Genomic DNA, 12429 nt, shown 5'->3' on the forward strand with positions numbered 1-12429 from the left:
GTAAGGAGCGTCGCCGTCGATGTGGACCTATTTCGCCGAATGGCTGAGCTTTGGTGTGCGCTGGGTGCACGTCATCACCGCCATCGCCTGGGTCGGCTCGTCTTTCTATTTCATCGCGCTGGATCTCGGCCTGCGCCGGCCGCGGCAGCTGCCGGAAGGCGTCGGCGGCGAGGCCTGGCAGGTGCATGGCGGCGGCTTCTACCACGTGCAGAAATACATGCTGGCGCCGCCGCACATGCCGGAAGATCTCACCTGGTTCAAATGGGAGAGCTATTCCACCTGGCTCTCGGGCGCAGCGCTCCTGTTGCTGGTCTACTACCTCGGCGCGGAGCTCTATCTGATCGACCCCGCCAAGGCCGACCTGCCGGTCTGGGGCGCGACCGCCATCGGCATCGGCGGCCTGGCGCTCGGCTGGATCGTCTATGACGGGCTCTGCAAGTCGCCGCTGAAGAACAGCGACACGGCCCTGCTCGCGGCGCTGTTCGTCTACGTGGTCATGGCAAGCTTCCTGTTCTCTCAGGTCTTCTCCGGCCGCGGCGCGATGCTGCATACCGGCGCGATGATCGCGACGATCATGACCGCCAACGTCTTCCTCACCATCATTCCGAACCAGACCATCGTCGTCGCCGACCTCAAGGCCGGTCGCACGCCGGAAGCGCGGCTCGGCAAGGAGGCCAAGCAGCGCTCGCTGCACAACAACTACCTGACGCTGCCGGTCATCTTCCTGATGCTCTCCAACCACTATCCGCTCGCCTTCGCGACCGAGTGGAACTGGGCGATCGCCGGGCTGGTGCTGCTGATCGGGGCGGTGATTCGGCACTTCTTCAACACAATGCACGCCACCGGAAAGCAGCTCTGGTGGTGCTGGGTCGTCGCCGGTGTGCTGTTCGCGTTCGTCATCACGCTCTCGGGCGCGCCGGGCTGGCGCGGCGGGCAGGAGGCCGAAGCGGCGCGCTCGTTGCAGGGGGATCCGGCGGTGGCGCTGATGGCATCGCCGCTGATGGAAGAGGTCGAGTCGATCGTCCTGTCGCGCTGCTCGATGTGCCATGCCACCGAGCCGCTCTGGCCGGGACTCGGCCATGCGCCGAAGGACATCAGGCTCGAAAGCCGCGACGACATCGTCCACTACGCCGCGCTGATCGACCGCCAGGCGGTGCGCAGCGTCGCGATGCCGCCCGGCAACGTCACCGGGCTCGAGCCCGCCGAGCGGGAGCTGTTGGCCCGCTGGATCGCCGCCGGCTCCGGCCGCTTCGTGGCGGAGGCTCGGGCGCCATGACCGTCCAGGGCGGCAGCCTCGCGATCCGTGGCCGGCTTCTCTCGTTCGACGCCGATCCGCGCGACGAGGCGCTCGGCCGCGCCGTCCGCTACATCGAGGACGGGCTGGTCGTCGTCGAGAAGGGGCTGATCCGCGAGGTCGGCGAGGCCTCGGACCTCCTGCAGCGGCTACGCCCCGACATGACCGTCGTCGACCACCGGCCGCATCTGGTGCTGCCCGGCTTCATCGACCCGCATCTGCACATGCCGCAGACCCAGGTCATCGCTTCCTACGGCGCCGAGCTGATGGAATGGCTGGCGAAATACACCTTTCCCGAGGAGAGTCGCTACGGCGATCCGGCCGTCGCCGCGTCCGCCTCGCGCTTCCTGCTGGACGAACTTCTCGCCAGCGGCACGACGACGGCCGGGGTTTTCTGCACCAGCCATCCGGAGAGCGTCGACGCGTTCTTCACGGAGGCCGCCGGGCGCGGGATGCGCATGGTCGCCGGCAAGGTGATGATGGACCGCAACGGACCGCCGGCGCTGCTCGACACGCCCGAGACCGGCTACCAGCAATCGCGCGACCTGATCCGCCGCTGGCACGGCAAGGGCCGGCTTTCCTACGCCATCTCGCCGCGCTTTGCGCCGACATCGAGCGAGATGCAGCTGGAGGCGGCCGAGGCGTTGGCGTCGGAATTTCCCGACATGCACATCCAGACGCATCTGTCGGAGAACGAGGCCGAGATCGCCTTCGTGCGCGAGGCGTTTCCGTGGTCGAAGGACTACACCGAAGTCTACGAGCGCTACGGGCTGGTGCGCGAGAAGGCGATGTTCGGCCACTGCATCCATCTCTCGGTGCGCGAGCGGGCGGCGCTTTCCGCCGGCGGCGCGACGGCGGTGTTCTGTCCGACCTCGAACCTCTTCCTCGGCTCCGGCCTGTTCGACCGCGAGGCAATGCGCGAGGGCGGCATCAGGATCGGCCTTGCCACCGACATCGGCGGCGGGACCAGCTACTCGATGCTGCGGACCGCCGCGGAGGCCTACAAGGTGCTGGCGCTGCGCGGCCAGAAGCTGCCGGCGCTCGAGGCCTTCCACATGATGACCGCCGGCAATGCCGAGGCGATGGGTCTCGACAGCCGGATCGGCCGTCTCGTGCCCGGTCACGAGGCCGATTTCGTTGTGCTCGACAGTTCCGCCACGGCGACGATGCGGCGGCGGATGGAGCGCGTCGAGACGCTGGAGGAGGAGCTGTTCGCACTGATGACGCTCGGCGACGAGCGGGCCACGGTGGCGACTTACGTGTTCGGGGAGCGAGCTTACGAACGCGGCACCACGCGGCGACCGCTGCCGGCGCGGCAGGACCATGCGCCGCCGGACGGTGCGCCGGATGCCGGGGAACCGGCACAGTAGCGTCGGCGGGAAGCCGGCCGGCGCCTCCGGCCTCAAAATCGGGATCATCGGGACGCAGAATTCGCTGCCGGACCGCGACAAATCGCCGGAGGCGGCTATCTCCCTTGCCGAGCCCGGTCGCCAGTGCGGTCGCGGCGCGAAATCTGCGATGGAGGAATGGCATGCGACTGGTGCGATACGGGGAAAGCGGTTCGGAGAAGCCGGGACTGATCGACGACGAGAACATCCTGCGGGATCTGTCGGAGGAGATCGACGATCTCGCCGGCGAGGCGCTGTCGCGGGCAACGCTCGACAAGCTCCGGGCGATCAATCCCAAGGCGCTCGCCAAGGCCGATCCGTCGCATCGCATCGGGCCCTGCGTCGGCCGTGTCGGGAATTTCATCGCGGTCGGCCTCAACTATGCCGACCACGCGAAGGAATCCGGGATGGAGATCCCGAGTGAGCCGATCCTCTTCAACAAGGCGCCGTCCTCGATCGTCGGGCCGCATGACGACGTCATCGTGCCGAAGGGCTCCGACCGGCTCGACTGGGAAGTCGAGATCGCCATCGTCATCGGCGAGGAGGCGCTCTACGTCTCCGAAGACCAGGCGCTGGACCATGTCGCGGGCTTCTGCCTCTGCAACGACGTCTCCGAGCGCACCTTCCAGGCGCAGCGCGGCGGCCAGTGGATGAAGGGCAAGAGCGCCCCGACCTTCGGGCCGCTCGGCCCCTGGCTGGTGACGCCCGACGAGCTTGGCGACCCGCAGGCGGTGGATCTCTGGCTCGACGTCAATGGCGAGCGCATGCAGACCGGCTCGACCGCGACGATGATCTTCGGCGTTAAGACGCTGGTCTCCTACATCTCGCAGTTCATGCGCCTGATGCCCGGCGACGTCATCACCACCGGCACGCCGCCCGGCGTCGGCATGGGCATGAAGCCGGAGCGGTATCTCAAGCCCGGCGACATCATCACCCTTGGCGGCAAGGGCCTGGGCGAGCAGCGCCAGACGGTCAAGGCCTACGAGGCGTAGCCGTCGCAGCAGTCTTTTGCACTGCGAAGGGAACCAGCCCGCGCGGCCGGCCTTAAACCTTGAGCGGGTGAATCCGGCAGCTGTCGTCAGGCGGCCGCCAACTTGCCCGCCACTCTCGTGTCGCCTGCGGGCGATACGAGAATGGCCGTGCGATCAATTCGGGGAAGTTCTCATGGACGACGCTATCCAGACGCCACGCAAGCGGGCCAAGCCCCGTCAGCCAGCCGCCGCCGGGTCCGATCTCCTTCCCCGTTCGGGGAACGGGGAGGAGGCATTGCTGGCACTTGCAACCAATCGGGTCGTGATCGAAGGCGTCACCCCGGAGGTCGATGGCGGCCGGTTCGCCGTCAAGCGCGCCGAGGGCGAGCCGCTGGTCATCTCCGCCGACGTGTTCAGCGATGGGCACGACAAGATCGCTGCGGCCGTCATCTACGGGCCGGCCGATGCCGAGGATAGCTGGGCGGAAGCGCCGCTGGCCTTCATCGCCAACGACCGCTGGTCGACGGAGATCGTTTTCGACAGGGCCGGGCCCTATCGCTACTCGATCATCGCCTGGCGCGATCTCTACGCGACGTGGCGGGACGAGGCGAAGAAGAAGCGCGATGCCGGCCAGAAGATCGAACTCGAGCTGATCGAGGCCCGCGACCTGGTGAAGGCGGCGCAGGGCTCGGGGCGAGGCTCCCCGGCAGACCAGCAGTCATTGCGGCAACTCGAAGAGAAGCTCGAAAAACTCGGCGCAGCCGCGGATTTCGACGGCCAGTACGCCCTGATGCAGGCGACGGAGACCGCGGCGCTGCTGGAAGCGGCCGGCCATCGCACCAATCTCTCGCGCTATCCTGGCAAGGTGCCGGTCTGGGTCGACCGGACGGCGGCGGCCTTCTCGGCCTGGTACGAGCTGATGCCGCGCTCGCAGTCCGGTGACGTCGACCGCCACGGCACGTTCGACGACGTCATCGAGCGGCTGCCGGACATCGAGGAAATGGGCTTCGACGTCCTGTATTTCCCGCCGATCCACCCGATCGGCAAGGTCAACCGCAAGGGCAAGAACAACACGCTGACGCCCGGTCCCGACGATCCGGGCAGCCCCTACGCCATCGGCTCGCCGGAGGGTGGCCACGACGCGATCCATCCCGAGCTCGGCACGTTCGAGGATTTCGCCCGACTGATCGAGGCGGCCAGGGGGCACGGGCTGGAGATCGCGCTCGATTTCGCGATCCAGTGCTCGCCCGACCATCCGTGGATCCGCGAACATCCCGAATGGTTCGACTGGCGGCCGGACGGCACCATCCAGTACGCGGAGAACCCGCCGAAGAAATACGAGGACATCGTCAACGTCCATTTCTACCGCGGTGCGTTGCCGTCGATCTGGTACCAGCTGCGCGACATCGTGCTGTTCTGGCTGGACAAGGGCGTGCGGATCTTCCGCGTCGACAACCCGCACACCAAGCCGTTCCCGTTCTGGGAGTGGATGATCGCCGAAGTGCGCAAGGTCGATCCAGGCGTCGTCTTCCTCGCCGAGGCCTTCACCCGGCCGAAGGTGATGAAGCGCCTCGCCAAGGTCGGCTACAACCAGTCCTATTCCTACTTCACCTGGCGCAACACCAAGTACGAGCTGCAGGAATATCTGACCGAGCTGACGCAGGACGACTGCGCCGAGTACATGCGGCCGAATTTCTTCGTCAACACGCCGGACATCAACCCGCTCTATCTGCAGGTGAGCGGCCGGCCGGGGTTCCGCACGCGCCTGGCGCTGGCGGCGACGATGGCCGGCAATTACGGCGTCTATTCCGGCTTCGAGCTCTGCGAATTCCTGCCCGTGCCGGGCAAGGAGGAGTATCTCAACTCCGAGAAATACGAGATCCGTGCCTTCGACTGGAAGGCGCCCGGCAACATCCGCGACGACATCGCCTTCTTCAACCGGCTGCGCCGCACCGAGCCGGCGATGCGCGACTTCCGCAATCTCGCCTTCTACAGCTTCTGGAACGACAACGTGCTCTATTACGGCAAGCGCACGGCCGATCTTTCATCGTTCCTGCTGTTTGCCGTGACGCTCGACCCGCATGCACCACAAGGTGGCCACTTCGAAGTGCCATTGTGGGAATTCGGCCTGCCGGACGACGGTACGGTGACGGTCGAGGACATGGTCACCGGCCAGAGCTTCGTCTGGCGCGGCAAGATCCAGCATTGGTGGATGAATCCCCACGACCGGCCCTACGCCGTCTTCAAGATCACACGCTGACACTCACAAGCGAAAGCCACCTTCTTCGATGAACGAACAGCTCCCCATCGTCGTGACCGACGCCACATCCGGCCCGAATCCGGATGCCTACGACTGGTACAAGGACGCGATCATCTACCAGCTGCACGTCAAGACGTTCGCCGATTCGAACGGCGACGGCATCGGCGATTTCGCCGGCCTGCTGGAGCGTCTCGACTATATCCAGGAACTCGGCGTCACGGCGATCTGGATCCTGCCGTTCTACCCGTCGCCGCTGCGCGACGACGGCTACGACATCGCCGACTACCGCGCCGTCAATCCGTCCTACGGCACGATCGAGGACGTCGAGCGGCTGATCGAGGAGACCCACAAGCGCGGCATGCGGCTGATCACCGAGCTGGTGATCAACCACACCTCCGACCAGCATCCGTGGTTCCAGGCCGCCCGCAACGCGCCGAAGGACTCGCCCGAACGCGACTTCTACGTCTGGGCCGACGACGACAAGGGCTACGACCTCACCCGCATCATCTTCACCGATACCGAGACGTCCAACTGGACCTGGGACCCGGTGGCCAAGCAGTATTTCTGGCATCGCTTCTTCTCGCACCAGCCGGACCTCAACTTCGACAATCCGAAGGTTCTGGAGGAAGTGCTGTCGGTCATGCACTTCTGGCTCGACAAGGGCGTCGACGGGCTGCGGCTCGACGCGATCCCCTATCTGGTCGAGCGCGAGGGCACCAACAACGAGAACCTCTCCGAGACCCACGATGTCCTGAAGGCGATCCGGGCCGATCTCGACGAGCATTATCCGGACCGCATGCTGCTGGCCGAGGCCAACCAGTGGCCGGAAGACACCCGTCCCTATTTCGGCGAAGGCGACGAATGCCACATGGCGTTCCACTTCCCGCTGATGCCGCGCATGTACATGGCGCTGGCGCAGGAAGACCGGCACCCGATCACCGACATCATGCGGCAGACGCCGTCGATCCCCGAGAACTGCCAGTGGGCGATCTTCCTGCGCAACCATGACGAGCTGACGCTCGAGATGGTGACCGAGGAAGAGCGCGACTATCTCTGGTCGACCTACGCCGCCGATACCCGCGCCCGGATCAATCTCGGCATCCGCCGGCGCCTGGCGCCGCTGATGGGCAACGACCGGCGCAAGATCGAGCTGCTCAACGCCCTGCTGATGTCGATGCCGGGCACGCCGACGCTCTACTACGGCGACGAGATCGGCATGGGCGACAACATCTATCTCGGCGACCGGGACGGCGTTCGCACGCCGATGCAGTGGTCGGCCGATCGCAATGGCGGCTTCTCGCGCGCCGATCCGCAGCGGCTGTATCTGCCCGTCATCCAGGATCCGATCTACGGCTTCCAGGCGGTCAACGTCGAGGCGCAGTCGAGCAATCCGGCCTCGCCGCTCAACTGGGCGCGCCGGATGATCCAGGTCCGCCGCACCAAGGAAGCCTTCGGCCGCGGCACGATCAACTTCCTCTACCCGTCGAACCGCAAGATCCTCGCCTATCTGCGCGAATACGGCGACGAGCAGATCCTCTGCGTCGCCAATCTCTCAGGCTCGGCGCAGGCGGTGGAACTCGACCTCTCGGCCTATGCGGGTTCCGTCCCTGTCGAGATGCTCGGCCTGTCGGTCTTCCCGGCGGTCGGCCTCGGTTCGTATGTCCTGACTTTGCCGGCTTATGGCTTCTTCTGGTTCGACCTTTCCGCCGGCGCGGCGGGGCGCGACCGGAGCGAGCCGACGCCGCTGCCGGCCTTCTCGACCATCGTGGCGGGCAGCGACCTCAAGGCGACGATCAACCCGCGCAACCAGCGCGAGCTGGAGATGGTGCTGCCGGAATTCATCGCCGGCCAGCGCTGGTTCGCCGGCAAGTCGGAGCGCCCGCGCCGTCTGTCGCTCGACGTCCTCGGACCGCCCGTGCCGGAATCGCGCCGCCACCTCTTCACCGAGCTGCGCGTCGAGACCAGCGCCGGCGAGCATCATTACCTGCTGCCGCTGAGCGCCAAATGGGGTGAGGACTATTTGCACCCGCAGTCGCCGACGCTGCCCTACACGATCGCCAAGATCCGCCAGGGTCCGCGCATCGGCGCGGTGGTCGACGGCGCGCGCGATCCGGAACTTGCCAAGCTGGTGATCACCATGATCGCCGCCGGCGTCGAGGTGGATCTCGGCGATGGCCGGCTGGAGATTTCCGCGACTACCTCGCGGCGCGAAGATCTGGCGCGGGCTCTCCTGATCGAGGCGGATGCGATCCAGGCGATCGGCGGGGAGCAGTCCAACACCTCGCTCGCCGTCGGGACGGAAGCCATCCTGAAATACTATCGGCGCCTGCGCGACGGCATCCAGCCCGAGCTGGAGATGACCCGCTTCCTGACGGAAGAGACCGACTTCGAGGCGGCGCCCGCACTGCTCGGCTCGATCGAGCTGGTTCGGCCGGACGGCACGCGCGCGGCCATCGCCGCCCTGTTCGAGCAGGTGCAGAACCAGGGCGACGCGTGGACCGTGGTGACCGACGCGCTCAATCGCTATCTGCGCGACAACGCCTACGGCCATCAGGACACGCCGGAAGAGATCCCCGAGGCAGGCGTCGCCGGCGAGAAGCTGGCGATCCAGATCGATGCCGGCACGGTGCTCGGCACGCGGACGGGCCAGATGCACGCGGCGCTGGCGACGGTGACGGGCAACCCGGACTTCGACCCGGAGCCGATCGACGCGGATGCGCTCGCGCAGATGGTGGCGGAAGCCCGGCACGAGGCCAGCGCGTCGCTGGTGCTGCTGCGCGGCCAGCGCGAGGCGAGCGGGGGCGTCGGCGCCGAGGACATCGACCGGCTGATCGCCGCCGAGCCGGCGATCCTCGCCTGGTTCGACGGCTTCGCGAATCTCGACGTCACGACCCACCGCACCCGCATCCACGGCGACTACCATCTCGGCCAGGTGCTGGTCGCCAAGAACGACGTGGTGATCCTCGACTTCGAGGGCGAACCCGGCCGCGAGCTGGCGGAGCGGCGGCAAAAGTCGTCGCCGCTGCGCGACGTCGCCGGCATGCTGCGCTCCTTCGACTACGCCGCCTTCGCCGCCCGCGACCGCACCGGTCCGGCCGACGAGGCGACGATCGAGCGGCTGCGCGACATGGCCGAGACCTGGCGCGACGAAGTGTCGGCCTCGTTCCTCACCAACTGGAGCGCCGCGTCGGGCATCTCGCTCGACGATGACGCGACGGCCCAGTTGCTCGACCTCTTCCTTCTGCAAAAGGCGTTCTACGAGCTTCGCTACGAGGCAGCCATGCGGCCTGCATGGCTGTCGATCCCGCTGCGCGGGATCATCGCGCTCCTCGAAAAACGACAGGTACTTTGATGACCATGACCAATCTCGGCGCCGGAACGGGCGCCGCCCCGATCGACCATCGCATGGTGGCGGAAGCCGCAACGGCGATCGCCAACGGCCAGCATGGTGATCCCTTCGCCGTGCTCGGATCGCACGCCGTCGACGGCGGCGTGATCGTGCGTGTCTTCCGGCCGGGCGCCGAGAGCGCCGCGGTGATCGACCCATCCGGCAAGGTCCTGGCCGAACTCGAGGCTACCGATCTGGACGGTCTGTTCTCCGGCTTCCTGCCCGGCCGAGCCGGGGGGCAGCCCTACCGGCTGCGCTATACCCACGGCACCGACAGCTGGGAGGAGGAGGACACCTATCGCTTCGGGACGGTGTTGGGCGAGCAGGACGTCTACTTCCTCGCCGAGGGCAATCACTACCGGCTCTACGAGCGGCTGGGCGCGCATCCGACGACCATGGACGGCGTCGAAGGCACCGCCTTCGCGGTCTGGGCGCCGAACGCCCGCCGGGTCTCGGTGGTCGGCAATTTCAACAGCTGGGACGGTCGTCGGCATGTGATGCGCCAGCGCCACGAGACCGGCATGTGGGAGCTGTTCGTTCCCGGTATCGGGCGCGGCGAGGTCTACAAATACGAGCTGATCGGCCGCGACGGCAACGTCCTACCGCTGAAGGCCGATCCGGTCGGCTTCCGCCAGGAGATGGCGCCGTCCACCGCGTCGATCGTTGACGGGCTGGTCGAGCACGAATGGCAGGATGGCGCGTTCCAGAGCCATTCTACCGACTGGCAGGACCGCGAGAAGGCGATCGCGATCTACGAGGTGCATCTGGGCTCCTGGATGCGCGGCGACGGCGACGCCTTCCTTGACTACGACGAACTGGCGGACCAGCTGGTGCCCTACGTGAAGGACATGGGGTTCACCCATGTCGAGTTGCTGCCGGTGTCCGAGCATCCTTTCTATGGGTCCTGGGGCTACCAGCCGATCGGCCTGTTCGCGCCGACCGCGCGTCACGGCACGCCGGAAGGCTTCGCCCGTCTCGTCGATGCGTTCCACCAGGCCGGCATCGGCGTGCTGCTCGACTGGGTGCCGGGCCACTTCCCGACCGACGTGCATGGCCTGGGCCTGTTCGACGGGACGCCGCTCTACGAGCATGCCGACCCGAAGCGCGGCTTCCACAAGGACTGGAACACGCTGATCTACGACTACGGGCGCCGCGAAGTGGAGAACTTCCTGGTCGCCAACGGTCTCTACTGGCTCGACCAGTTCCACATCGATGGCCTGCGCGTCGATGCCGTCGCCTCGATGCTCTATCTCGACTATTCGCGCGAGCACGGCGAGTGGGAGCCCAACATCTACGGTGGCCGCGAAAACCTCGAGGCCATGGCGTTCCTGAAGGACACCAACGAGCGCGTCGGCGAATATTATCCCAAGGCGACGACCCATGCCGAAGAGTCGACGGCGTTCCCCGACGTCTCGCGACCGACGTCGGCGGGCGGCCTCGGCTTCCACTTCAAGTGGAACATGGGCTGGATGCACGATACGCTGCATTACATGCAGGAAGACCCGATCAACCGGCGCTATCACCAGCACCACATGACGTTCGGGATGGTCTACGCCTATTCGGAGAACTTCGTCCTGCCGCTGAGCCATGACGAGGTAGTCTACGGAAAGGGCTCGCTGCTCGGCAAGATGCCGGGCGACCAGTGGCAGAAATTCGCCAATCTGCGCGCCTACTACGGTTTCATGTGGGCCCATCCGGGCAAGAAGCTGATCTTCATGGGCGGCGAGTTCGGCCAGGCCGGCGAGTGGAACCACGACCGTTCGCTCGACTGGCACCTTCTCGACCAGCCGGAGCACAGGGGCGTCCAGCGTCTGATCCGCGATCTCAACACGATGTATCGCGAGATCCCGGCACTGCACGAGCTGGATTGCGATCCGGCGGGTTTCGAGTGGATCGACACCGCCAATGTCGAGCAGAGCGTCATCTCGTTCCTTCGCAAGGACAAGAAAGGCCGCAACGTCCTGATCGTGTCGAACTTCACGCCCGTGCCGCGGCATGACTACGCCGTCGGCGTGCCGCAGGGCGGTCGCTGGATCGAGCGGCTGAACACCGACGCAGAGGTCTATGGCGGCTCGAACGTCGGCAACATGGGCGGCAAGCAGGCGTCCGAGCATTCGGTCAACGGCCGGCCGTACTCGATCGCGCTGACGCTGCCGCCGCTCGCCACCATCGTGATGGTGCAGGAAGACTGATGCTTATCGCCGGTCGGTCGGGCTGACAGGCCAGCCGACCGGCGATAATACCTGTCTTCGTGATGGGCTTGTGCCCCTGAACAGGGAAGCCCGCATGGCCGCTATCCGCAACGTCCTGTCGATCGCCGGCTCGGACCCGTCCGGCGGGGCCGGCATCCAGGCCGACCTCAAGGCCTTCTCGGCCAACGGCGTCTACGGCATGGCGGTGGTCACCGCCCTGACGGCCCAAAACACGCGCGGCGTCAGCGGCGTAGAGCTGGTGGCGCCGGATTTCGTGACGAAGCAGATAGACGCGATCTTTACCGACATCCGCGTCGACGCGGTGAAGATCGGCATGGTCGCGACGGCCGGTATCGCCACCGCGATCGCGGAGGCGCTGCGGCGCCACCGGCCGGCTCATGTGGTGCTCGACCCGGTGATGATCGCCAAGGGCGGCGACCGGCTGCTCGCCGAGGATGCCGTTACGGCCATGCGCTCCGAGCTGCTGCCGCTGGCGACGATGATCACCCCCAACATTCCCGAAGCCGCGGTGCTGCTGGGCGCACCGGAAGCTGGCGACCGGGGGGAGATGGAACACGCCGCGCAGCGCCTGACCGCGCTCGGCTGCGGTGCGACGCTGGTCAAGGGCGGGCATCTGGCGGCGAATGACAGCCCGGACGTGCTGTTTTCCGAGGGCCGAGCCACCTGGTTCGAAGGCGGGCGCGTCGAGACAACCAACACCCACGGCACCGGCTGCACGCTGTCCTCGGCGATCGCGGCGCAACTGGCGCTGACGAGCGATCCGGTCGAAGCGGTGCGGCGGGCAAAGGCCTATGTCGCGGCAGCGATCGCCGCGTCAGGCCGGCTCGACGTCGGCGCCGGCCACGGGCCGACGCATCATTTTCATGCGCATTGGTGAGCTGAGGACGATCCTGACGTCGCCAGGGCGAGGCGCGA

At 66.7% G+C, this 12429-nt stretch carries 7 protein-coding genes; all 7 read left to right on the forward strand.

The genetic code is table 11. From position 1 onward, the window contains the following. The first annotated feature begins 19 nt into the window (after nucleotides 1–19). Complete coding sequence (locus GTW51_RS11485; protein WP_163044063.1) at nucleotides 20–1276, forward strand: urate hydroxylase PuuD; 1257 nt, start codon at nucleotides 20–22, stop codon at nucleotides 1274–1276. Then, nucleotides 1273–2664: a guanine deaminase gene (gene guaD, locus GTW51_RS11490; protein WP_163044064.1), complete on the forward strand. Its 1392-nt coding sequence runs from the start codon at nucleotides 1273–1275 to the stop codon at nucleotides 2662–2664. Before GTW51_RS11485 ends, guaD begins: the two co-directional genes overlap by 4 nt. A gap of 161 nt (nucleotides 2665–2825) precedes the next feature. Next, nucleotides 2826–3674 (forward strand): fumarylacetoacetate hydrolase family protein, encoded by an 849-nt coding sequence (locus GTW51_RS11495; RefSeq protein ID WP_163044065.1) that lies wholly within the window; start codon nucleotides 2826–2828, stop codon nucleotides 3672–3674. 172 nt (nucleotides 3675–3846) lie between these two features. Then, nucleotides 3847–5913, forward strand: coding sequence for an alpha-1,4-glucan--maltose-1-phosphate maltosyltransferase (locus tag GTW51_RS11500; protein ID WP_163044066.1), 2067 nt, complete (start codon nucleotides 3847–3849; stop codon nucleotides 5911–5913). A 28-nt stretch (nucleotides 5914–5941) separates the two neighbouring features. Further along, a complete protein-coding gene (gene treS, locus GTW51_RS11505) occupies nucleotides 5942–9265 on the forward strand; it encodes a maltose alpha-D-glucosyltransferase (RefSeq protein WP_163044067.1) in 3324 nt (1107 codons plus the stop codon). Continuing rightward, nucleotides 9265–11493, forward strand: coding sequence for a 1,4-alpha-glucan branching protein GlgB (gene glgB / locus GTW51_RS11510; RefSeq protein ID WP_163044068.1), 2229 nt, complete (start codon nucleotides 9265–9267; stop codon nucleotides 11491–11493). The genes treS and glgB overlap by 1 nt, the downstream gene beginning before the upstream one ends. Nucleotides 11494–11587: 94 nt before the next feature. Then, nucleotides 11588–12391 carry a bifunctional hydroxymethylpyrimidine kinase/phosphomethylpyrimidine kinase gene (thiD, locus tag GTW51_RS11515; RefSeq protein ID WP_163044069.1) on the forward strand — a complete coding sequence of 268 codons (804 nt, stop codon included), beginning with the start codon at nucleotides 11588–11590 and terminating at the stop codon, nucleotides 12389–12391. The last annotated feature ends 38 nt before the right edge of the window (nucleotides 12392–12429 follow it).

This window comes from Aurantimonas aggregata (assembly GCF_010500835.1).
GTDB lineage: Bacteria > Pseudomonadota > Alphaproteobacteria > Rhizobiales > Rhizobiaceae > Aurantimonas > Aurantimonas aggregata.

Coding starts and splice junctions, on each gene's coding strand:
- GTW51_RS11485 (WP_163044063.1), top strand. CDS start 20: ATGTGGACCTATTTCGCCGAATGGCTGAGCTTTGGTGTGCGCTGGGTG.
- guaD (WP_163044064.1), top strand. CDS start 1,273: ATGACCGTCCAGGGCGGCAGCCTCGCGATCCGTGGCCGGCTTCTCTCG.
- GTW51_RS11495 (WP_163044065.1), top strand. CDS start 2,826: ATGCGACTGGTGCGATACGGGGAAAGCGGTTCGGAGAAGCCGGGACTG.
- GTW51_RS11500 (WP_163044066.1), top strand. CDS start 3,847: ATGGACGACGCTATCCAGACGCCACGCAAGCGGGCCAAGCCCCGTCAG.
- treS (WP_163044067.1), top strand. CDS start 5,942: ATGAACGAACAGCTCCCCATCGTCGTGACCGACGCCACATCCGGCCCG.
- glgB (WP_163044068.1), top strand. CDS start 9,265: ATGACCATGACCAATCTCGGCGCCGGAACGGGCGCCGCCCCGATCGAC.
- thiD (WP_163044069.1), top strand. CDS start 11,588: ATGGCCGCTATCCGCAACGTCCTGTCGATCGCCGGCTCGGACCCGTCC.